16 protein-coding genes are annotated in these 24607 nt (G+C 42.6%); 2 read left to right on the top strand and 14 right to left on the bottom strand.

The features are described from left to right. Positions 1-118: 118 nt before the first annotated feature. From G596_RS0107565 to G596_RS0107525, 9 genes are all read right to left on the bottom strand, one after another. Entirely contained in the window at positions 119-1165 is a 1047-nt protein-coding gene (locus tag G596_RS0107565; RefSeq protein WP_022761234.1) for a carbohydrate ABC transporter permease, read from the bottom strand. Further along, a complete protein-coding gene (locus tag G596_RS0107560) occupies positions 1158-2090 on the bottom strand; it encodes a carbohydrate ABC transporter permease (RefSeq protein ID WP_022761233.1) in 933 nt (310 codons plus the stop codon). The genes G596_RS0107565 and G596_RS0107560 overlap by 8 nt, the downstream gene beginning before the upstream one ends. Further along, positions 2087-4669 carry a DUF5696 domain-containing protein gene (locus tag G596_RS0107555; RefSeq protein WP_155829198.1) on the bottom strand — a complete coding sequence of 861 codons (2583 nt, stop codon included), beginning with the start codon at positions 4667-4669 and terminating at the stop codon, positions 2087-2089. The genes G596_RS0107560 and G596_RS0107555 overlap by 4 nt, the downstream gene beginning before the upstream one ends. 21 nt (positions 4670-4690) lie before the next feature. Continuing rightward, entirely contained in the window at positions 4691-5341 is a 651-nt protein-coding gene (locus G596_RS0107550; protein ID WP_022761231.1) for a YIP1 family protein, read from the bottom strand. Continuing rightward, positions 5341-6864: a hypothetical protein gene (locus G596_RS0107545; protein WP_022761230.1), complete on the bottom strand. Its 1524-nt coding sequence runs from the start codon at positions 6862-6864 to the stop codon at positions 5341-5343. The genes G596_RS0107550 and G596_RS0107545 overlap by 1 nt, the downstream gene beginning before the upstream one ends. Before the next feature lie 40 nt (positions 6865-6904). Next, positions 6905-7822 carry a carbohydrate ABC transporter permease gene (locus tag G596_RS0107540; RefSeq protein ID WP_022761229.1) on the bottom strand — a complete coding sequence of 306 codons (918 nt, stop codon included), beginning with the start codon at positions 7820-7822 and terminating at the stop codon, positions 6905-6907. 1 nt (position 7823) lies between these two features. Next, a complete protein-coding gene (locus tag G596_RS0107535) occupies positions 7824-8711 on the bottom strand; it encodes a carbohydrate ABC transporter permease (protein WP_242829174.1) in 888 nt (295 codons plus the stop codon). A gap of 97 nt (positions 8712-8808) precedes the next feature. Continuing rightward, positions 8809-11754 carry an extracellular solute-binding protein gene (locus G596_RS0107530; protein ID WP_022761227.1) on the bottom strand — a complete coding sequence of 982 codons (2946 nt, stop codon included), beginning with the start codon at positions 11752-11754 and terminating at the stop codon, positions 8809-8811. Positions 11755-11772: 18 nt separating this feature from the next. Beyond that, positions 11773-13290, bottom strand: coding sequence for an endo-1,4-beta-xylanase (locus G596_RS0107525; protein ID WP_022761226.1), 1518 nt, complete (start codon positions 13288-13290; stop codon positions 11773-11775). 504 nt (positions 13291-13794) lie between these two features. On the opposite strand from G596_RS0107525, the gene G596_RS21385 reads away from it, so the two are divergent. Next, positions 13795-14781, top strand: coding sequence for a helix-turn-helix transcriptional regulator (locus G596_RS21385; RefSeq protein WP_081646678.1), 987 nt, complete (start codon positions 13795-13797; stop codon positions 14779-14781). 82 nt (positions 14782-14863) lie between these two features. Here G596_RS21385 and G596_RS0107515 read toward each other — a convergent pair whose 3' ends face one another. Both G596_RS0107515 and G596_RS21380 read right to left on the bottom strand, forming a co-directional pair. Next, positions 14864-16435: a glycoside hydrolase family 43 protein gene (locus tag G596_RS0107515; protein ID WP_022761225.1), complete on the bottom strand. Its 1572-nt coding sequence runs from the start codon at positions 16433-16435 to the stop codon at positions 14864-14866. Then, positions 16432-17904, bottom strand: a complete 1473-nt coding sequence (locus tag G596_RS21380) for a glycoside hydrolase family 43 protein (protein ID WP_022761224.1) — start codon at positions 17902-17904, stop codon at positions 16432-16434. Before G596_RS21380 ends, G596_RS0107515 begins: the two co-directional genes overlap by 4 nt. Positions 17905-18152: 248 nt before the next feature. On the opposite strand from G596_RS21380, the gene G596_RS25850 reads away from it, so the two are divergent. Next, positions 18153-20921 (top strand): carboxylesterase family protein, encoded by a 2769-nt coding sequence (locus G596_RS25850; RefSeq protein WP_022761223.1) that lies wholly within the window; start codon positions 18153-18155, stop codon positions 20919-20921. A gap of 125 nt (positions 20922-21046) precedes the next feature. Here the strand turns inward: G596_RS25850 and G596_RS0107500 are convergent, their stop codons facing one another. From G596_RS0107500 to G596_RS0107490, 3 genes are all read right to left on the bottom strand, one after another. After that, positions 21047-21901, bottom strand: a complete 855-nt coding sequence (locus tag G596_RS0107500; protein ID WP_026498149.1) for a carbohydrate ABC transporter permease — start codon at positions 21899-21901, stop codon at positions 21047-21049. 88 nt (positions 21902-21989) lie between these two features. Next, on the bottom strand, positions 21990-22907 hold the full coding sequence (locus G596_RS0107495; RefSeq protein ID WP_022761221.1) for a carbohydrate ABC transporter permease: 918 nt from the start codon (positions 22905-22907) through the stop codon (positions 21990-21992). A 160-nt stretch (positions 22908-23067) separates the two neighbouring features. Continuing rightward, positions 23068-24546, bottom strand: a complete 1479-nt coding sequence (locus G596_RS0107490; protein ID WP_022761220.1) for an ABC transporter substrate-binding protein — start codon at positions 24544-24546, stop codon at positions 23068-23070. Between the last annotated feature and the right edge of the window lie 61 nt (positions 24547-24607).

Raw genomic sequence — 24607 nt, 5'->3', positions numbered from 1 at the left:
GTTATATAGAAGCCATCTGCCCCGGCGCATTCCCGGGTGCAACCAGGGCAAATGGGCATTCCCTGATAAGAAAAAATATTTTATACACTCTCCCACCAACGCGGTGCGAAGAGATTTTTTACATCTTGATACCTGTACTTGCAATACTCTCAACAAATGCACGCTGTGCGAAGAGATAGAGAATGATGAGCGGCATAATGATCATCAATGTACCTGTCGCAAGGATACAGTTTGAATAAGCTACTGAAATTGTAGTCTTAACACCGTTGATACGCTGGATATAAGCACCCAGGCTATCAATGATACGTGAAAGGCTTGTACTTACAAGCTTTGTGTTTCCAAGGAACAGTCTGGAATAAAATCCGTCTGTCCACTGCCAAACGAAGGCAAACAGGAAGCATGATGTAATAGGCGGCTTAGCCTGCGGAAGCATGATTCTTACAAAGGTCTTAAGCATTCCGCATCCGTCAACGTATGCTGCTTCTTCAAGATCGATAGGAAGTCCTCTGAAGAACTGTCTGATGATGAATATGTACAGACCGTTTTTTAACCCCATACAGCCTGCGCTCATCAGATAGTAAGGAATAGCTGAACCCCTAAGGTTCAATGTACTTCCCGTTGTAAGCTTAATAAGTCCGAGTATATCAAAGAATCTGAAATGCAGATGCAGTGAACTTGCTATTGTCTGCGGCGGGATAAGGATTACCAGGATAACACAGGCAAACCATATCTTCTTAAGCGGGAAGTCGAATCTTGCAAATCCGTATCCTACAAGTGTGCAGACCGTGATCTGCAAAAGTGCGATTGTCAGTGCTACAATAAGTGAATTCACAAGAGCCTGACTGTAATTCATGAGTTCGGCAGCAAGTCTGTAGTTCGCTGTTGTAAAGTGCTCAGGAATCGCAATAACGATAGGATTGTACAAATCCTGTTCAGTCATGAAGCTGACTGATATTTTATTCAGGATGGGCTGAAGTATCATGAAGCACATTCCGAAAAGAAGAATGAATCTTACAATACTAACACCAACATCCATTATACGCTTTTTTAAGAGATATCCGCCGGAAAGTTTGTTTCTTTCCCAAAAAGTTTTTTGGGAATGATCCACATTTTTCTGTTTTTCCGCACCGGCTCTCATTTTCTGTGCTAATGCCATATCAGTCATAGTAATAAACTCCCTTCGAGATAACAAGAGATGTAATTCCAACAAACGCAAGTACTACAATGAAGTATATCCAGGACATTGCAGATGCATTACCATACTGCAACTGGTCAACCATTACCTTCTGGATCTTTTCGATGACTCCGTTATCGGAACGCATACAGAAATCAACTACTGTATAGAGCCAGTTTACAAGGAAAAGTGAACTGATCATCGGGAAGGTAATCTTCCAAAGACTTTCCCACTTTGTACATCCTTCGATATCAGCAGCCTCATACATACTTGATGAAATGCTCTGAAGACCTGAAAGAAAGATAATGATCTGAATACCTGAAGCAATAGCAACGTCATAGATGTTGTTGATAACCTCAAATACCTTCTCATAAGCTCTTACGCCGACGCCGGCAGTACGAAGTATACTTTCCATAGCAGCTGTTACGCTTACGCCCTGAGTTGACTGTTCAATTGTCTGTGCAAGTGATGCCATAAGCTGGTTGTTTGACTCAAGTCCAACGATTACACCTGATGAAAGGATAACCGGAAGGAAGAATATAGCTCGTACAAGAGCACGTCCCTTGAACTTCTGGTTAAGTATCAGTGCTACGAAGAAGCTGAATACTATGATAGCCAGTGAGTAAACTATCATTCTTGATAGCTCTTCAACCAGGAGTCTTGTAAACTCGGGGTCTACTCTGAAGGCATAGATATAATTGGCAAGACCAAGCCAGGTTGTTTTGAAATCACCTGCTCCCAGCTCAACATTGCAAAAACTCATCTGAAGAGACTGCCTTAAAGGATTTATCATGAATACCAGAAATCCGATTACGAAAGGTGCAATAAATGCATAACCGGCTTTCGCTTTTCTCTTCTGCAGTCCTACAATTTTCTTTTTTTGCTTCTGCTTTTCCATAAAACCATTTCCTCTCATCTGACAACCAGATAATCTCTGGCAGGAACTGTCTTTCCGTCCGGTGTCTGTACATCACTGTATCCGTAGTTTACATAGACATTTGTTCCGTCTGCATATTCTGTACGGGATAAATCCTCAGTGATATTCTCGTGATCAACCATTTCCTGATTGAAGGTGTGTCCGAGTTCTTCATTATATCTTGTATAGATCTCGACCATCTTGTCCTTCCAGGAATCGTATGTAGCACCATAATAATCGGTGTACAGTGTCTTCTGTGTGGCGAATGAAGTTTCCTTCATAAATGTGAAGTATAAGCCTGCGCCGTACTCAGCACTGTAAAGAACTTCATTTTCCTGATTACCGCCGACATTTATTGAATCGCCGGTATAATTAACTTTTCCATGTACAGCAAGCTGATAGAAAGGTACGCACTGATCAAGGATTGTGTACTCACTTCCTCTGAGATCCATGCCTGTAACCATGCTTGCATAAGGAACAGCATAATCGTTACCCATGTTGATCATTATGGGTGTTCCCTCGGACTGAATCTTCTTGAATTCCTCTTCCTGAAGGGATTTAACACTCTGTCTGCTGTGGGTGTTCTTTCTGTAGAAGTCCGAAGAAAGATCCTTACCCATATCCTGGAAGCTTACGCCTGCATCATAGGTCTTAACTGCCTTTGCAAATTTATCTGCAATATTCATAGCAAGGTTTGTATGAAGCAGATAATACAGATGGTCTGAATTTTCTCTCTGTGCATAGGTTATATGGCTATAATCATAAAGCTTAGCCTGCTCTTTACTGATGAGCTTAGCTGCATCTCTGTATGAGAAAAATCCGTCAAGCAGGTTGGATGAGTTAGCATACTGTGTGATTCCGTTAAGGTAAATAGTGGAATCTGTCTCCTCTCCGACCTTTGCAAGGTTCTTAAGATCCTTCTTGCTTCCAAGACTGCCGATCGGCTTAGCCTTTTTAAGAAGTTTCTGGTCAACACCACCGTTGCACCATCCGGTAAGCTTAACTGACATGTTCTTGACTCCGCTTGCGCTGAGATCCTTTATCATATCAGCTGCTTCTTTATAACTTGTGAGTTTAAGCGGTCTCTTAACCGGCACACCGAGAATCTGTCTTACCTTATCGATCGCTCCGACAATTTCGATTGCTACAGGTGTGTTCTCATCATTGTTAACTGAGAGAGAATCGCCATATTTGTTATCGAGATATGTGCCATACTCCTTGGCCATATCCACGTAACTGCCGGAATTGATAAATGTATATCTTCTTGTCAGATTCTCATCCGGAAGTGAAGGAACATATTCATAAACATCACTGTTCGCGATATCACCTACATCATACTGTTCTCTCTGACATATGCTGTATACTGCGTTTACATAATTATAGCTGTTATTTTTTCCACTGATGTCGGCCTGAATTGATGCGTAAGGGCTTCCTTCTTCAAGTATGCAAATAAAGGAATCATCCCCTTCAGCTACACCAAATACTCCATAATATGCTCTGGTGTTATGAACAACCGCATCTCTGCTAAGACACATATCCCAACCGTATACATTTGTATAATAGCTGCTCTGTGATGTCTTACCATTGTTGAAGTTAATGGTTGCTCCGCCGCCCTCAGGCACGAACATGTAACCTTCTTCGTCTGTTCCGCCTGCTCCGAAATACGGAAGAGGTGTGAGAGTATAAATCGGTGAATCTTCTTTATATGCAAGGTCCTTCATAGGAACCTCAACAACAAGGTCATTTCCGTCAAGCTTGTAAACAACGCTTACATTGAAGACCGGCTTATCAGAACTCTTTACTGAAAGATCCTGAGCCTTATCTGCAAGGAAATCATCATAGGTATATCCTGCAGCTTCGAAAGCAGCCTCCATCTTCTTTCTAACGTTCTCCTTAGTCTTGTCACGAAGAACATAAATTACATTATCGGCAAGAGCAGGATAATTAGCTAAAAGCTCGTCCTTATTATCCTTTTTGCTAAGCTTGTTGATGTCATACTTCTTGTAATACTGCTGGATAAAGTTGACATCACCTTTATCCATCTTATCGAGCCATGCATCAAGGCTATCCTTGGTGATTACCGGAGGAATAACATATTCCTTAATTACATCACCGAGTGAATAATCAACTCTTATGGAATCACCCTCCTGAGTTATGTTATATATCTGGTTCGATGTACTGTAAGCATAGGTGTTATATGTTGTCTCAAGTCCGGTAACAACCGCATATGACATGATAAGCGGTGACTGAAGATTTGCCTTTTCCTCAGGAAGTGCAACGCTGTCATTTGCTGCATTCTCGGGATTTGAGCGCCATACCTTACCGGTTTCCTTAACTGTAACGGTGAACTGTGTGGTAAGGGGATCCATCTCAAGCTTAAGCTTATCATTCTCTACGATAACCGGCTCCGCATCTTCACCGCCTTCATATGAATATGGTGCAATCGCTTCACCCGTATCACTGGTATTTTTATGATTTATTATGAAAATTACGGCAACAAGTATCAGCGCACATATTATGACCGGAGCCGCAAGGCTCTTTACTATCTGTCGTATTTTTCCGTTCTTTTTATCCTTCATGTCTGCTCCCATCCGTAATTCCTATAGTCGGAACAAAAATTCCTTACCCAGAGATATGAAATAGGATACTCCCTGAGATATCATACTGAAGAAGATCATCAGTATGAAGATCATTACCAGCATTGAAAATAGTGTTGCTACTGTAAAAAGCAGGTTCTTTCCTGCTGAATACTCATGAATCTGTCCCATTGCTGCTATAACCAGAAGTGCTGCCCAAACCAGGGATATGGCACTGACCATGGCATAAAACTCAGCTTCATCAACAGTTACAAAATTACTGAAGATCATCAGCGGGAACTGTACAAGCGGATAAGGTGTAAGTGCATAGCATGTAGCCATGTACACCTGTCCCAGACGGCCTTTACCATCAAACAAAGTGGTAAGTCCCCAGTTTCCTACTACCCACAAACTCAAGGGGAAGAGGATACTTGCTATGTATAAGAAGATATTCAGATCTTCCCAGTAAACAGTCATAAATATGAAACTTGTATATCTCAGCTTCAGTATTCTTATAAGTACCGTTGCGATCAGTATTGTGTTAGCTGCTGCGTAAGTTCCTCTCTTTTCGTGCGTAAGATCCCAGAATCCGTCAAGCGGATGAGTGATGCAGTATAGAGCAAACTTCAGCGAGTCAATATATCGATCATATTTCTCTTTTGTGATAGCTGCCATTATTTTTCTCCGTCCTGTAAATTCATGAAAATATCTGCAGTGTCAATCTCATGTCTGATTTTCTTGATTCTTCCGGTTCCAAGAGGAATAAGGAATAATGCCAGAATAACAATTACAATCCAGACAATATGATCTTCTACCCATTCCTTACGGTACTGCTTATAAGCTTTGGAATAATTATCATCGTCATACTTGAGCTCGAAGTATTTCATAGCTTCCTTATAGCGCTTCTGACGAAGTAGTGATCTTCCTATTCCAATATATGCAAGATCGTAGTTACCGTTCTGCTTCATTACTTTCTCCCAGGACTCACCTGACTCGGTGTACTTACCCTGGTCGAACTGCTCTACTGCGTTGTAAACTGTCTGTCCAAACTCTGTAGGTACGAAAACCGTGATTGAGTTGTCCAGCGCATCCACTACATAAAGGTCGTGACCTATGCAGTCAATTGCAGTAGGCTTTCTGAAATATCCGTTCATATTACCGTTTCCACCGTAGCAGAACACGATATTTCCCTGATCATCATATCCGAAACATCTGCCTCTGTTTCTGTCGAGACAAACGTATATATCATTCTCCATGACAGTTACGTCAGTAAATACTGATGGTCCTTCATATCCACCACCGGAACCCCAGTAAAGATCTCCGAGGATTCCCCATTCTCCGTTATGTACAAGAATGTCACTTCCAACGAGGTTGAGCTTTCTGACTGCATTGTCAGTTTTGCTTGCCTTATCTTCATTTATGGCAGTTGTTGCATATATAAAGCCTTCATAATCCATGAAGATATTTTCATACTCTGTAGGAACAAAGGATACCATCTTCGCTCTCTGTTCCTGAGAAGCAAATTTCTTCCAAATGTAATCGGTCCAATCGAATTTAACCGGTGTAGCTCCGACAAATCCTGAAAAAGTTCCGTCATTTTCATATTTGATAAGACCTTTGTTGATTCCGGTTGCTATGCAATACACACGGCCCGCTGAATCAATTGCCAGTTTCTTGGGCTGGAATACAAGGCTCGGATCAAGAGTATTGTCATCGGGCTTTGTGAATTCCATCACGTAATTTAAGTCTTTATCAAGCTTTAATACTCTGGCGTTGCCCTGATCGGCGATATAGAATTCTCCGCTCTCCGAAATAGCCACATCCGTGGGATTGGAGAATGTCTTTACCTCACAGTCTCCCTCGAATGAATCTATGATTCTTACCAGTTCAAGCTTTTCAGCGGAATCTCTCTTAAGTTCAAGGATACGGTTATTACCGCTGTCACAGAGGTATATCATGTTACCGTAAGCAAAAATTCCGTCCGGGCTGCTTAAGTTTTTATCAAGTCCCAGGTCTGATGCGGTAAATACCTTACAAACTGTGTAGAAATCAGGGCTTTCCTGAACATCTCCCCAATAATCGTAGTTATAGGTATATCCGTATTCACTTGCGTATGTCGTTAAAGGAGTGGCGGTTATTACCACAAGTCCTGCCAGAACAGCAGCTGCTCCCTTTACGATTTTTTTCATAGTCTGCATAACTAACACCTTTCCAAATATGGTATGGTAATGTTCTTCATCAGTCCTTAAGACCTGAACTAGCCATTGTCTCGAGGATCTGGCTCTGAGAGAATACAAAGATGATAATCGGTACGATCATTACTACAACCAGTACGGCTGCACCCTGACCTGTTCTTGCGATACCACCGCTCTGAATCTGCTGAAGGGCAAATACCAGAGTTTTCTTTTCTTCAGAATAGATAAAGGTTGCCGCTCTGTCGTTCCAGAGTCTCTGCACCGAGAAGATGATAAGTGTCATCCACGCCGGTTTAACGTTCGGCATTACTATTCCTGAAAATACCTTCCACTCATTTGCGCCATCAATTTTTGCCGCTTCAATAAGTGAAGTCGGAAGACCTTCCATAAACTGTTTCATAAGGAAGAGTCCCATAGGTGCTGCAAACGCAGGTATTATGATTGCCCAATAGGTATCAATCCATCCAAGTTTGTTCAAAATAATGTAGTTCGGAATTGCTGTTACATAACCTGTGAACATCATGGCTACTGTAACCAGTTTGAAGAATGTCTGGTTTCCGGGGAATTCATACTTAGCAAGTACGAATGCCGCCATAGATGAAATGATCAGGTGTCCGAATGTTCCAACAAATGTGATAAATACTGTATTAAACAGGTATCTTGAAAAGGTTACCCAGGATTTTCCCATTGTTACAAACAAATCCGAGAAGTTATCAAGTGTCGGATGCTGAGGGAAAATCGTAGGTGGGAACTTAAACAGTTCATCAAGAGGCTTCAGCGCACTACTTACCGCATAAACGATCGGGAAAACCATTACCATGGCAACCAGTACCAGGAATAAGTAAAGGAAAAAGTCTCCTACGATTGAACGGTTAGGTTTCCTTCTCTTTATCAGCTTTTTACGGTAAACCTGTTCTTTCTCTTCTTTTTCAATTTTTTTCTTGCTGCTTAATTTACTCATGTCAGGTTCCCACTCTCCTCAAGAGACTTTGAATTGCTTTGTTACATAAGATCATCATCAAAAACAGAATTGTTGCTATAGCACATGCATATCCCATTTCAAATCTTGAAAAACCGTAGTCAAACAGGTGAGTAACGATTGTTCTTGCTGCATAATCGGTACTGGGATATCCGCAAAGAGCCATTGTGACTTCACATACGTTGAATGCCTGTGTTATTGACATAACGGCACCGAACATAAGCATGGGCTTCATGTTGGGAAGTGTGATGTACCAAAGCTCCTGCCAACGGTTTTTTACACCATCCATGTAGCCGGCTTCAAACTGAGATTTATCTACGCCCTGGAGACCTGCCACGAAGGAAAGGAATCCTGAGCCAAGACTCATCCAAAGGATAACTCCCATACAAACCGGTAACATGTACTGCGGATTGATGAGCCATAAGATCGGCTTGTCAATAATTCCGACATTCATCAAGAATGCATTTACATAACCGTATGCATCACCTCTGAAGAATACAGAGAAGATAACATAACAGTTTCCCGCGATCGACGGTGCGTAAAACAGCATGACTGCTATACTTCGTACCCATCTTGGCAATTCGTTAATCAGCCAGGCAAAAAGGAAGGACATTATGTAGCCAAGCGGTCCGGTAATTACTGCAATCAACAGCGTGTTCTTCACACCGATTAGGAAGATGTCGTCCTGCAGAATCAGGCTGATGTAATTCTGCAGACCGATGAATCGCGGAGCTTCCAATATGTTGTAATATGTAAAACTAAAATATATGGATGCCACAACCGGAAAAATATAAAACATGGTGAATAAAATCGCATAGGGTGCAAGAAAGAGATAGCACATTTTTCGATTTTTCGCCTTTTTAACTGCCACCCGCGCTTCATGTTTGCGCAGGGTGAAGTATTTTTGAAGATACTCTTTCATTCTTTCTCTCCTAAATATCTCGGATTTCTGTGCCCGTACCGGTCTATTATTCAACCGGCATACCAAACTCTTTCCTCTTCTTTACAATCTCTTCATCTATCAGGATCGAGTAGTCAATGATTGTCTCTCGTGAGTCAACCTTTTCATTTATTACCTTACGTATCGCGTTGGAGATATGACGTCCGGTGAAGTATCCGCCGGGAACCTCTCTGATTCCAACTGTCTGATCCCACTGATCATCAAGTACTTCTATGTCTTCTGCGCTCCAGGACAGATTCTTAAATGCGTCTCTGTTTGCTGTAGCATATCTTGCTGAAGAACCGAGGAGAGCCTCTATTTCACGACCAAATCTGATCTGTGTATCAGGCTCAGCCCACCACTTCATGAATTCCCATGAATTCTGTCTGAGCTCTTCATCCTCTTCCTTGATCATCATTGTTGCACTACCGGTGATGAAATCTGAACGGTCAATGCTTCCATCGGATTTCTCTGTTCCGGGTATAAGTGTGAAGTCCCAAAGACCTCTTATCTCAGGTGCTGATACCATAAGTGTGTTATATGTTGAATAAGGTGCTACACCTATCGGCATCTCTCCCGATCTGAATCTACTTACGAAATCATAGATAACCGGAAGACCATAATCGTTGAAATATCTTACATAATCATCAAATGCCTTAACGCCTGCCTCGGTATTGACGGTTGTCTTTGTACCATTATCGTTGTACATATCGCCGCCATACTGGTAAAGCAGTGAGAAGTACATTGAAAGATCAGGTGTGCTTGACATGATAGCGGTTGAAGCTGTTGCTGAACCACTGTTACCTGCTGCGGTAGGTATTCCGACTGAGAGGTTGCTGCCCTGAATTGTGGGCATCATCTCTATAAGTTCCTGCCAGGTCTGCGGAGGCTCAAGTCCAAGCTCTTCAAGTACGTCTTTTCTATAGAACATTACGTTAAAGGTCTGTGTCTCCGGAATTCCGTATACGTGCCCGTCAAGTCTGTACTGCTCATATGAGCTCTCGGAATAGTGAGCAAGAACATCTTCCCATCCCTCAAACTGTGTAATATCTTCTGCAGCACCACGAAGTGCGTAGTTTACAGGCTGATCGGCACCGACTGAAAGAACTACGTTCGGTCCTCTTCCTGCAAGTACTGCGTTAAGCAGCGCATCAGGTGCAACAATTTCTACGTTAACCTTTACTCCGCTCTCAGGTGTAAAGGTATCATCTACCATTGACTTAAGAATTGTACCCTGATCACGTCCTGTAAGTATCCAAACCTTAACTACTTTATCTGATCCGTTTGCATCATATACATCACCGACTGAATTGTAATCAACGAAGAATGATGCTACGAAAGACTTAATCTCATGTCCGCTCTTTGAAAGGAAGTTTGCCTTGTCTTTCTTAGGCTGTACTCCGGTACCTGATACTACCAGATAATCGATATCCAGTTTTGTATCACTCATGTTCAGTGATGCGGTACCAAGTGCTGTGATATTATCCTTAAATGCTGTAAACTCTGTGGTTATCTTCTGAGGCTTTTTGCAGAATCTCTCAAGCTGCTGCGCTACTGTCTGCGCTGATGCTATCTGATCTGCTTTCTGTCCACTGAATGCAACCATGTCATCTACTATCTTATAGAGACGCTTGGATTCAAGATCCATAGCTTCCATAATTTCAGGATAGGTCTTTTCAATATGATAATCTCTGTAAATATCAGGATTTGCTCCTGTATATACAAGTACTCTTCTGTAAATCTGGTTGAGTCTGTAGGTTGAATCCTCAAGCTCTTCAAGGATCTCACCAAGTCCTCCGAGGGTAGCCTCAAGTCTTACTGTATGTGTACCCTTTGTGAGGAAAATGTTGTAAGGTGTTCCGTTTTCATCTGCAAGTGTTAAGCTGTTCCAGTCGTTTTCGAACGGGAATGACACCTCGTTAAGTTCGTCAAAAGGAACCTCGCCATCGATAAGAACTCGTCTGCTTGATACAGAACCTCTCGAGTAATTCTGACGTCCCTTAATCATCAGGTTGTATAATCCATCCTCAGGAACCTCAACATCCCACTCAATCCACTGTCCGGAACTTCTCCAGCTGTCACCACCGACATAGTTAAGAACTGTATGTGTAACACTGTTGGGAACAGTTGTCGGTGAAGATCTGTCATATTTTGCATATAATGAAGATTCTGATCTTAATGTTGAATCTTCACCCTGTACTGTCTGAATAAATGTCTTGGCTGTATCTGAACCGTCCTTGCCACCAACCTCTGCAGAATACTCTGCGTATGTCTTGGGCTGTTCAATTGCCTTAACCTGAAGTTCTGAAATAAGCATCGGCTCATTTACCGCTTCGAGTGTGAGTTCATTCTCGCCCTGTTCAAAGTAGAACTGATAAGGTTCTGTAATGAATCCCATGTCATCTCTGAAGTATGCACTCTGCCAGTCAAAAACCTCTGTCTGTGTAGGTCTTATCTCATTACCCTGATTATCTACTTTAACATCACCGCCATCAGTCCATATTCTTGTGAATGTGATGTTTCTTGCATCCTCGAAAGGCGCTTCCCCATTGATCAAAACCGATCTCTCTGCCGGAACTCCTCTGGATTCGGGAAGGAAGTAGTTAACATAGAGGTTATACAATCCAGCCTTAGGTACATTGACCTTCCAAGTCACCTTGGATCCTGTCTCTGTGTAGAGAGCTTTCTCTACATCTCCCTCAGGACTGTCCTCCTCATGAACATCTCCTTCGCTCTGATTATCATACAGATCAATGTCTATTGACTCACTCGGTTTATCTGCATCTGCATGTCCATTCAGGTAAAGTGTGTAGGTTCCTGTCCTTTCCATACCTTCAACATCAACCGAAAGATCTGATCCTTCATATTTATTATGGAAATCATCCACATCTCTCATCGACAGAAGTACGCATATTCCAATCAGAACTGCTAAAACGCCGACTACAATTAAAATTGTTCTGGAAGTCTTTTTCATGTTATCCACCAAATTCTTTTATTCCGAATCTGTCTCTGCAAATACCCAGAAACTCGGTTTAGGCTCATATTTACTGTCAAATAGAAGCGGGCATTGTGACTGTCCCGATTTATTACCACCGCCTACATTGGAGCGGAACTGAAGCCATGAATACTTATCAATGGTTCCCCAGAAAGTCATTCCTGTCACTTTTGCGGTTCCGGCTTTCTGTGCTGACTTAAGTACATAATATAGAAGGTTGTATTGCTTTCTGTTCTTCTCGTACTCAGCCTCAACCGATGCCGGATCGCTGCTGTCATAAGAATCACTGGCCGAAAGATCCCACTCCGTGATCTGAATATTTCCAACCGCTTCTCCGTATGCTTTTACAGAAGTCTCAAACTCAGCTGTTGAAGGACCGCTTACGCTGTAATGTCCCTGCATACCCATCGCCGTAAGTCTTGTTCCCTCTCCGGGAGCACCCTCCTCAGCTTTTACCGCTTCGAGAAGCTTTAAGATTCCGCTTCTCTTCTTGGCATTACACTCGTTATAATCGTTGTAATAAAGTTCAAGTGACTCAGGTGCATATTTATTTGCATATTTGAAAGCATTTATAATGAAGCTTTCGTTCTGATATACGTGCCACCAGCTTGAGTTGCCGCCATGTGTATCCTCTGAGAGATCTTCATCCGGCCTCTCCGTATCCGTTCTGTAGGTTCCTGTCGAATCGGAAATCGCTTCATTTACAACATCCCATCCATAGAACAGATCCTTATATTTACTATCTTCACCAACGAAATGTTCAAGCACTGACTTTATGTACCATTCCTGACGCTTATCCATCTCTTCGGCTGTCACATATGGCTTTTCCTTATCATAATCCTCATGGAAGAACCACTCGGGAGTCTGTGAGTGCCACAGCAAAACATGTCCTCTTACCTGCAGCGCCTGATCCGGATGAGTTTCGTTCCACTTAAGTATCTTGTCGAGAATCTTCTCGGGATTCTTAAAAGTAAGAACCGGAACTGTTATCGTCTCGCCGTTAAGCTCGGCTTCTTCCGTCCCCGGACACTTTCCGTTACTGTATCCGAACAACGAATCCGGTTTCAACTCATTTCCAAGTGTTACACAATTAAAATGCTTGGTTACTATATCCCAAACGCTCAGATCCCAAGGCTCCTGCCCTGTTATTGCACATCCGAACCTGCATCCCATTGTTTTTTCAACACTGTCCTTTAGTGCAGGCAACTCTTCCTCCTCGCTCTCTTTAGCGCTATCATCGTTTTCTTCGTCGTTCTTTTCCTCTTCAGCTTCTTCTGCTTCCGTTTCTTCTTCAGCACTTTCTTCTATATTAGAAGCTTCATTATTACCATCTTCATCTGCAGTGTCTGGCTGCTCATTATTTGAATCGTCAGATGTTGCGGTTATCTCCTCCGCATTATTTGTCTCAGTAGTGCTTCCTACAGGGGTTTGTCCGCATCCTGTACCGATTATTGCCGCTGCCATCAGTAATGCCGCGACGTCAACCCTTCGGCGCTTTATAAGATCATATTTCATCCCGAAATATTCCTTTCTACTTCTCAAAATTTGCTAAAAGTCTTAAAAGCTGTACTGTTACTAAAGTTTAGCCGTTTACAGAATAATATGCTTATCATATTTTGCTTTTCCATACGCGCTTATTGCTAGACACTTCCCAAAAAACGGAGTCACTTTTTGTTAATATTATACAATACTGTATTTTTACATGCACCCCTTTTTAATAATTAGTTTATATATAGAACATATTCTGTTCATAATCGCAAAATGTGGGCTACAACTTTGAGCAAAATTTTTCTTCTTTGTTGTTGCTATTTAATCCTCACTTATTGCTTTTTTAAGTCCAAATTTTGCATGCATTTCTTGTACGCATTTCACAAACTTGCTAAAATAGGGCTTTTTCTATTTACTATATCCAGCAATATATGCTAAAGTACGGAAATAAAAGATTGCGTTTCGCAATAATTGCGTATAAATAGCAAATATCTATTTGTCGAATATTGGTTTTATAACTAAGAGGGTACTATGAAGAACAGCAAGAAAAATCTCAATCTTAACTTTTATCAGCAGAATACCGATTTCAGAAACAGGGTCATGGTCGCCGAAAAGGAAAACAGTATTTTCCCCAAGGATGCGTCCGTTCGCATCTGGTATAATGTCGAGACCAGTGATTATCTGCCCCATTGGCACGATGCTATGGAAGTGATCATTCCCATCGATAATTATTATGATGTGGATATAGATAACGAGCCTCATCACGTGCTTCCCGGAGAAATTCTCATGATTTCTCCCCGTAAAATGCACCATCTTCATGCTCCCGAGAGCGGAGCTCGCTTCATATGCCTTTTTAATGTAGATTTCTTCTCACAGGTCAAGGACTATACCGGTATGCTGTTTGTAAAAAACAGCTGCATTCACATAACTCCCGAGAGTTATGCGCCTGTTTACAGCGAAATCTATGACCTTTTCACACAGATTTGGAACGAATATTTCCAGAATACGGAATTTTATGAATTTTCAATTTATGCTAATCTCCTTCAGGCTTTTACCCTGTTAACCAGATGTCAGCTCAACCAGATTCATCTGTTTACTGAGAGCAGCCCGAACAAGAGGAGAGATTATTTCACAAGACTTAACGGCGTTCTTGAATATATTGACGAACATTATACCGAAGACCTTACCCTTGATGAAGTTGCTGATTTCAGCGGTTTTTCAAAGTTCCACTTCACCAGACTCTTCAAAGAGTACATGAACAGCACCTTTTACGATTATCTTATAGGTCGCCGCATCAAAGCCTCTGAAATCCTGCTCTCACAGCACGATCTTTCAATAACAGATGTTGCTCTTCAGGCCGGATTTTCGAGCATTTCTACCTTTAACAGAACCTTCAAGGCCAAGAAAGGATGCACTCCCGGAGAGTACAGAGCACTCTTCAGCCATAACAAAAATGACGCAGCGGATGCCAATGAGCAGGCAATTGAAAAAGACTCCTTTGCTACAAGTATAATTTGATTAAAGAACTACTATTAAGAAACGTGCGCCGCTAGGCGCACAGCCAAACAAGGAAACGCCCATATAAGCGTTTCCCTGTTTTTTAATACACCTCATATTTAAATTCTGAAAATGCAGCTTCTCCGCCGATGTTCTTTTTACTAAACATAAACAGCGCGAATCTACAGCCGGTAAAGTGCGCCAGAGTGAATTTAAGACTCTTTGAAAATGGAATCGGATTGAAATCTTTTTCGGAAAGCTTCCTCCAGAATACCGTCGCATTACCGACAGGTGCAAAGGTATTTGCATCTATTCTGAAAGCATAAGCTTTATCATTTCCCAAAAATTCTCTGCATTTCTCTACTTCTTTTCCCTCCTCGTTGGAGATAAGAAGCAGCTCGTTGCCCTTTTCTGTCTTTTCAATGGCAAGATAGCAGTATTCTTCACACAAAATGCCGATTCCGGCCCTGTCACCATCCTTTAATCCTTCGACATTTACAATAACACTTGCTCTGCTTCGAGGCAGCGTCATTCTCTGCGTCAAAGAGTTTATCGCCTTATCAAACCTCTCACAAAGCCTGTCGGTTTGTATGAGAAATCTTTTCTTTTTTGTGTCCTGCTTTACAAGAGACATCTCCGGCTGGTGATTGAACTGCCAAAAGCTCTTCATGCCAAAGCAGTCATATTCCCGCTTTTCAGTTTTTCTTCCATCAGTCACATCAGATATCTTCCCGCTTTCGCTAAAATCATCGCTTCCGCAAAGCGGCAGATATTCATAGCCGGGATCTGCATTGCACAGCTCTATCTCTGCAGGAAGTCTGCCATTTTCCTCTATAAACGGAACTGCTCCCTTCCATCGAAGCGGCAACAGGAACGGTGTTCTTCCGGCTCCGCCCCTATCCTGAAAGAGCATTGTAAACCAGTGTCCGTCCGGAGTATCCACTATACCCCCCTGGGCAACTCCCTGTCCGAAGTATCCCATATCGTCGCAAAATATCTCTCCCCCACGAAATTCACCTTCAAGAGAAGATGAAACAAAATAATTCTGCGTTCTCATCCATCTGTCCGGCAGAGAATGTATCAGGAAAAGATAGTATTTATCATTTATCTTGTAGAAGTGGCACCCTTCATATGAAAGAAAATTATTGCCTTCCTCCTTCACAAGCACCCTCTGAAGTCCGCCTTCCTTGGGTCCCTTGAGGTCACTGTCAAGCTCAACCAGCTTTATCTCCCTGTTACCAAATGCGATAAAAACCCTGTCATCATCAAACAAAATGCTCGCATCATGATAAAAACCTTCAATATATTGCTTCTTCCATGGACCTGTAATTGAATCCGCCTTATACAAATACGTCTTTTGCGTGTCATTAGCGCAAAAGCTTAGATAATAACTACCGTTATGATATCTGAGACACGGAGCCCACATACCTTTTCCGTAGATATTCTCACCATCCGCAAGTCGCTGTCCGGGCGTATCATCAAGCCTGTCATATACATAAGATGCGTGTTCCCAGTGAAGCAGATCATATGATCTCAATATCTCACATCCCGGAAAAAAATGCATAGTTGTAGTGGCCAGATAGTATACATCCCCAACACGAATTACATCCGGATCCGGATAATCCATCGGAATTATAGGATTTATTGTCCCTAAGGAAACCTTCTCTTTAATCATTTCACAAATCTCCATGAATGTAATTCATATCCTTCTCCGGCAAAAGTAAAGAATACATCGTGTACTCCGCTCGGGGTCTTATCCAAAGAGACAAACACATCCGCTACCTCATTGTCCTGTGCCTCCACCGGAACATAGGCAAGAACCTCGCCGTCCGGTCTGTCCAGGCTCACGCGGATAGCACCTGATCCATTGCCGCCGACTTTAAGACAGATTTCAAAAGGCTCTTCATTTCCAAAATCAGCTCCGCTAACGCCAATCCAGCTTCCATCACTCATCCCAGTGACAATCATATCACCCGAACCGCATCTCTCTGCCTCTTCACCATATTGCACAGTGTCTATTCCGGCAGAATTTGCCATGGTCACTGCCTTTACCTCATCATACGGATTAAGGTGAGAAAGCTGTGCAACTCCGTTTCGGGTTCCCTTTGAAACGGACGGACCGCCATTTTCAATCTCAAGTACATCTATATTTGTACTTCTGTATCCGCCATTCATTCCCATCGCTTCCTCAAGAATACGGGCATGATATGTGATATACCAGTTTCCCTTAAACTCAAACATGCAATGATGGTTGTTTCCGCCAAGCCCAAAGAAATGCTCAGGATTTCTTAAAACAGGCTTATAACGCTTAAACGGTCCCATAGGTGAATCGGACACAAGTGTTACAATTTCTCCCTGTAAATATCCTTCCTTCTCCTCATCTTCTGGCATCATGCTGAAATTTGAGCAATATGAATAGAAATACTTCCCGCCCATCTTATTGATTCCGGAATCCTCAAACAGGAAAGGAACATTCTCAATAGGCTGAGGATCACAAGCAAGACTGATCATATCGTCGCCAAGTTTTACAACTCTTGCCGTACCCGGATTTGCAGCCATTTCAAGAGAAGGAACACCGCCTCCTACATATAAATAAGCGCTTCCGTCATCATCCATTAAAACTGCGGGATCAAAAAGCCATGTAACCTCCGCGCAATTAGGTGTCTGTCTGGAAATAAGCGGCCCGTTAATAGGATCCGTGAACGGACCTACCGGACTGTCCGCGGACAGAACTGCTATTCCATTTCCATTATTTGCAAAATAAAGGAAAAATTTGTCTTTTCCATCAATATTTTTATATGCCGCAGCTGGAGCCCAAGAATTAGCACCCCAATTTGCCGCACCGGTCTCTGATGCCGCATAGACAGTACCATGATCGGTCCAGTTCACAAGATCCTCGGATGATACAACACATATTGTATTAATATTGCTGTATGTATTTTCCAAAAGCTTGCCATCAGCATCATACATAGGCTTATCTCCTGTCATATACAGATAAACCCTTCCGTCGTAAACAAGCGCATACGGATCTGCACCAAATCTCTGCGTCATAACCGGGTTATGCTCAGACAGACCCTTTACCGCTTTAGAAAGTTTTATATTAGCAAAAACTTCCTTCATGTTCATTTCTTCTAAAACCTGCATTACTGCCTCCCAAATCTTGCGAAAACCGCAAATCCCTATATTTATACCAATCTACAATAAATTTTATTGATAACAGGCATTACTTTCCACAAACTAATTGCTGATTTTTTTGCATAAATTGCGTAGTGCATAGCAATCTTTAGAAAACAAAAAGCAAGATTCGCATAGACCTCGGAAATCCAATATAGCTACAATCAAAATAGAGAATAGGTATAAAGTAGGAAACTTTAAATGGAGGATTAAAAGAAATGCTTAGACAGACTAAAGTTGAAAACGGAGCGGTTAAAGGCCTTCCGGGCTCAGATCCCAGAATAACCGTTTACAAGGGAATCCCCTTCGCTGCTCCGCCTGTTGGCGAAAACAGATGGCGTGCACCTCAGCCCTGCAAAGACTGGGAAGGCACACTAAACGCCTATGAATACGGCCCCATTTCCGTGCAGGATACCCCGGGCCTTGGAACCGACATTTACTGCAGAGAGTGGCACGTTGATCCCGAAATTCCGATGGATGAGGACTGCCTGTACTTAAATGTATGGACTCCTGCAAAAAAGACAGACGAAAAGCTCCCCGTACTAGTATGGTACTTCGGCGGCGGTTTTCAGTGGGGCTACACAGCTGAGATGGAATTCGATGGCGAAAAGCTAGCAAGACGCGGAATCGTTGTTGTTAGCGTTAATTATCGCTTAAATCACCTTGGCTTCCTCTCTCACCCGGAGATAACGAAGGAAGCACCGGATGCTCCCGGAAACTTCGGCCTTCTCGACCAGAAAGCAGGTCTCGAGTGGGTTTACAGAAACATTGCCGCATTTGGCGGAAATCCCAATCAGATTACTATCGCAGGTCAGTCTGCAGGTGGCGGCAGCACAATGCACCAACTCGCATGCGATGATAACTTCGACAAAATCAAGGGTGCCGTTGTTATTAGCGGCATGATTCATCATCCAAAAATGACAGATGATATTTTTAAACCCCTTGAATTGCCTAAGGCTGAGAAGCTCGGTGAAGAATTCTTTGAATTTGTCGGAGTAAAAACGCTTGAAGAAGCAAGAAAAATTGATGTCTTTACTCTCAGAGAAAAATATGGTGAGTTTGCGCAGTCTCATCCCCGCATGTTCCCTATTCAGGACGGCATATTCTGCAAGGAGGATCCTGCCGTAAAGTTCCTTGAGGGAAGAAATGCTCCGGTACCGGTTATTTCCGGAAATACCACAGACGAGTTCCAGATCGATGGCGAAAGCAGCGTAGAGCTGTCTGTTAAGACTGTCTTCCTTGATGCAGAGAAAAACGGCAGAAATCAGAATCACTACTATTACAGATTTGATCCCGATATCCCGGGCGATGACACCCCCGGAACCTTCCATTCCGTAGACCTCTGGTTCTTCTTTGAGTCTCTTGGAAAATGCTGGAGACCCTTTGAGGGAAGACATTTTGAACTCGCAAGAAAAATGTGCGATATGTTTGCCAACTTTATTAAAACCGGCGATCCTAACGGAAAAGGATGGGACGGCGAAGATCTTCCCGTATGGGAGCCCTACACCGATAAAAATCGCGCTGAGATGGTATTTGATGGCAGAGGTGCCACTCCTCAAAAGGAAGGCGGCATAAGACTTGGAATAACAGGTAAAAAGCAGGCAGTTAACCCCTATCTTCCCTCCTGGGAATACATTCCGGACGGAGAACCTTATGTATTCGGCGACAGAGTCTATGTATACGGTTCACACGACCTGTATAATGGCGAGACTTTCTGCCTAGGCGACTATGTATGCTGGTCCGCTCCAGTTGCCAATCTCGGAGATTGGCACTACGAAGGAGTTATCTATCCAAAGACCTCTGATCCGCTCAACAAGGACGGCCACATGTGCCTCTATGCCCCTGACGTGACTGTGGGCCCCGATGGCAGATATTACCTATACTATGTACTTGATAAAATATCAATCGTTTCTGTTGCAGTGTGCGATACTCCCGCAGGAAAATATGAATTCCTCGGATATGTTCACTATCCGGACGGAACAAAACTCGGCGATAAAGAAGGCGACGAGCCTCAGTTTGATCCCGGAGTACTTACAGAAGGCGATAAGACTTATCTCTTCACCGGCTTCTGCGGACATGGTGATAAATCCAGACACGGTGCTATGCTGACAGTACTTGGTCCGGACATGCTTACAGTAGAAAAAGCTCCCGTAATCGTTGCTCCCGGTAGCTGCTACAGCAAAGGAACTGAATATGAAGGACATGCTTTCTTCGAAGCACCTTCTATAAGGAAAAAAGACGGAAAATATTACTTTATCTATTCCTCAGAAGTAATGCATGAGCTCTGCTACGCTACTTCCGACAGTCCCGAGGGACCGTTTACCTATGGCGGTGTTATTGTAAGTAACTGTGATTTACATATCGATTCTTACAAAAAAGCAGATATGTCCATGGCATCAGGTGCAAATAACCACGGAAGCATGGTTCAAATCGGCGATTCATGGTATATCTTCTATCACAGACATACAAATAACACCTGGTATTCCAGACAGGGATGCGCTGAAAAGCTTGAATTTAAGCCTGATGGAAGCATAATTCAGGCGGAGATAACCTCCTGCGGCCTTAACGGCGGACCTTTATCCGATGTAGGCGAATATCCCGCATATATAGCTTGCAATCTGTTTACGGAAAAGCATGACATCTACGTTGGCGGCGAAGGTCCCAGGGTTGTTCAGGATGGCGGCGACGGAGATCCCGAAATCGGCTATATAAGACAGTTTTGCAATAATTCCACAGCGGGCTTCAAATACTTTGATATGAAGGCTGTAACAGGCCTTAAAATCAAAACAAGAGGCTATTTCAACGGAGTTGTCCAGGTGAAAACAAAATGGGATGGAGAAGTCCTCGGAGAAATCAAGGTTGATTCCCAGAATATCTGGAAAGAAGGAACCTGCAGCTTCGCTCCCATAACCGGAGTTAACGCTCTGTACCTCACCTTTGTAGGAAGCGGCAGTGGTTCTTTGAAGAGTTTTGAGATGTTACATTGATATATTGTTACAAAATACATAAAACAGTGCGCCGCAAGGCGCACATGCAGAAAACCACGGCACATAACATGCCGTGGTTTTCCTTTACTAACGCTTATTTAAAAAGAGTAAGTATAAAGTTTATATCAACCCTTTACACCACCGAGAGTGACGCCACCAACGATGTATCTTGAAAGGAGCAGATATACAATAATTACAGGGAAGATTGAGAATGCAATCATTACATAAACCTGTCCCATATCGAACTTCAGCCAGTCTGCTGCACGAAGCTGTGCAATAAGAATAGGAAGTGTCTTCTTGGTATCTGTATGAAGCACAAGTGCAGGTGTGAAGTAGTTATTCCAGCTACTTACAAAGGTAAAGATCGCCTGAACCGCAATAGCGGGCTTCATAAGAGGTAATACAATACTGTTGAAGGTTCTGAACTCACCTGATCCATCAATTCTTGCAGCCTCAATAAGTGATAGCGGAAGAGTTGAATCCATATACTGCTTCATGTAGAAAAATACGGAAGGAGCAGCAATTGCAGGAATTGTCAGCGGAATAAATGAATCATCAAGTCCCATCTTTCCGATCAACTGTAAGAAACCGAGCGCAGTTACCTGTGCGGGAATCATCATGACCATAAGGATGAAAGTAAACATAAAGTTCTTCAATTTAAAATCATATGCATGAATAGCATAAGCAGTCATTGTTGAAAAATATGTTGATAATACTGCAGTAACAACTGCTATTAAAAGCGAGTTGAAAATACCGTTAAAAATCGGCAATGTACCATTTTTAAGGTTTGTCCAGTTTTCAATAAGATGTGTGCTGGGAATTGCTGTAAAGCCTGCACTAAGTTCCTGATGTGATCTGGTTGAGTTAATGAAAAGCACATAGAACCAGAATAAGCACAGGAAAGATACCAGGATCAGCACAACATATGAAATTACTCTTCTGACCTGAACAGAAGCACCATTCTCTTTCTGTCCCGCCATAAGGCTTCTATTTTCTAAAGCCATACTTGAATCAGCTGCCATATTCTTTTCCTCTCTAAATCAATGATAATAAAGCAAATGCTCTATTTTAGTGTTTCTTCTTTGTCTCACCGGAAGCTGTGAACTTAAATACAATAAGGCTGAGAATTCCGGTAATGATGAACATAAATACTGAAAGTGCACCACCAAGTCCATAGTTCTTACTGAACAGATGCTTATTCAGATACATGATCAGAGTCATTGATGAACGCATCGGATCACCTGTTCCGTTTGTCAAAATCTGAGGAACATCGAACATCTGCAGTCCGCCGATGAGTGATGTGATCATAACGAAAACAAGGATAGGTCTAAGCAGCGGTAATGTTATTTTATAGAAAATCTGAGTAGCTGTAGCTCCGTCAACCTGAGCTGCCTCAAAGAGTGAAGGGTCGATACCCATCATTCCGGCCATCAGAAGAATTGTCGTATTTCCAAACCACATAACGCAGTTCATGAATGCAATAAGTGAGCGAACAGACCATACATGAGACATGAACTGATATGCCTCTTTGATCACTCCAAGCTGTAAAAGAAGTGAGTTGATCGGTCCTGTATTAGCAAATAATGTAAAGAACAGCATTGAAAATGCGGATGCCATGATCAGGTTGGGCATGTAAATAACTGTTTTGAAAAATGCCTGTCCCTTAAGTCTAAGTGACGGATCCGTGAACCATGCACCAAGAAGAAGCGACAAAAGAATCTGAGGCACAAAGCCCATAACCCACATTATCAAAGTGTTTTTAAGATAAGTCGGCAGATCGCCATTTGTAATAATAGTTACATAATTCTTAAGTCCCACAAAGTTGGGTCCAATCTGTGTAAGACCTGAACGGTAATTCTCAAAGAAAGAATTGTAGACGGTAGTTACAAGCGGTACCATCTGAAAAACAAGATAAACAACAATAAAAGGAATAAGGAAAATGTATCCCCATTTATTGTAGCTTACGACTTTACTCTTTTTATTCATAAGCATTCCCCTTTTCTATCTCTTCCCAAATCATCTATTGGGGCGTTTCGTAAATGTCAGATTAAAGATATTCATTATACAGGGCGCATTGGAAAACTCCATGCGCCCTGCTAATCCCCTCATAATCTAATTCACAGGCTTTTTGCCTTTATTATTTATATCAGTCTGTTGTAACCTCAGGATACTTCTCAACTACAGCCTTCTTGAACATATCAAGTGCCTCGTCAAGAGTTGCATTGCCTTCGAAGTAGTTCTTTGCTGCGTTCTGGAACTCTTCGTTACATCCCTGATCGTATGCTGAAAGGTTTGAAAGATCTACTGTCTCAGCACCTGCTGCAAGCTGTGCATAAGGGTTCTGTCCGCCAAGAAGAGCAAGGTTACCTGAATCATCAGATGCAAGCTCGCCAAGAACTGTCTTGCTGTTTACACAGTCAGCATCCTGCTGTGCGATTTCCTTAAGAACGTCCTTATCTGTTGTCATTGTAAGGATGATATCCTTTACAAGACTAGCATTGTCTGTGCCTGTAGCTGCGCAGATCCATGTGCCGCCCCAGAAGTAACCCTGAGGACCTTCACAGTAACCCCAACCACCCTGGTTAGCTACTGTGCCATCCTGATCAGCATCAAGGCAGAAATTGAAGAACCAAGCGGGTCCAAAGTAGCAGAAGATCTTTCCATCAGGAGTCTTGCCCTTTGCCCAGTCATCGCCCCAAAGGTCATATGTGTTCTCAGCCTTAGCATCAACAAGTTCCTTAGAGTCGTTTACCCAGTTCATAAGGTTATCATCGATAACAAGTTTGCCATCCTGTACCCACTTACCAGATACGTTGTTAGAATATGTACGATATGTGTCGTTTACAGAGCACATTGTGTAACCAGCTTCCTGAACCTTCTTAGCTGTCTCAACATACTTATCCCAATCAGCTACAGCTGCCTGAACTTCTTCAGGATCGTCAGTTCCAAGAACTTCCTTAGCGATGTCACGGTTGTAGATAAGACCTGCAGAACATGCCTGCCATGAAGATCCCTTAAGCTTACCGTTGCTGTCTGTTACGATTGACTGTGTATATGTGTACTGATCTGCAAGATCTGAATCAGAGATACCAAGATCTGCAAGTGCCATTGTGTAATCTGTATCTACATACTTAAGAGCGTAGTCAGCCTCAACAAGGAAAAGATCGATCTTGTCATCATCAGCTGCATCAGCCTGCTTAAGAAGTGTCTCATCAAGGTTGTTCTGATAAGCGTTGTCATCACTGGGAGTGATGTTCCAAACTACATCTACATCACCGATCTTACCGTGTGTAGCGTCAACCTCTTCATATCCCTTATAGTGATCTGTAAGTCTTGACTTGAACTCTTCGTTCCAAGCATAGATGTTGAGTACCTTACCCTCATCTGCTGCAACTTCTTCAGTTGTCTCTTCAGCTGCTTCCTCAGTAGCCTCTTCAGCTGTCTCCTCAGCTGCAGGCTCCTCAGCAGTCTCCTCTGCAGCGGGCTCTTCAGCTGTCTCTTCAGCTGCAGGCTCCTCAGCTGCGGGCTCACTTGTAGCAGGTGCTGAACTGTTGCCACCGCAACCAGCAATCATTCCTGCAACCATTGTTGTAGAAAGCAATACACCAAGTATCTTTCTTTTCATGAAATTTTACCTCCCTTTTCATAAAAGTAATGAAATGAATGTTATTTATTTAAAACAGCTT

Origin of the sequence: Butyrivibrio sp. AD3002 (genome assembly GCF_000420905.1) — a bacterium.
In the GTDB taxonomy this organism is placed as follows: domain Bacteria; phylum Bacillota; class Clostridia; order Lachnospirales; family Lachnospiraceae; genus Butyrivibrio.
This window is presented reverse-complemented; position numbering and strand designations above follow the sequence as displayed.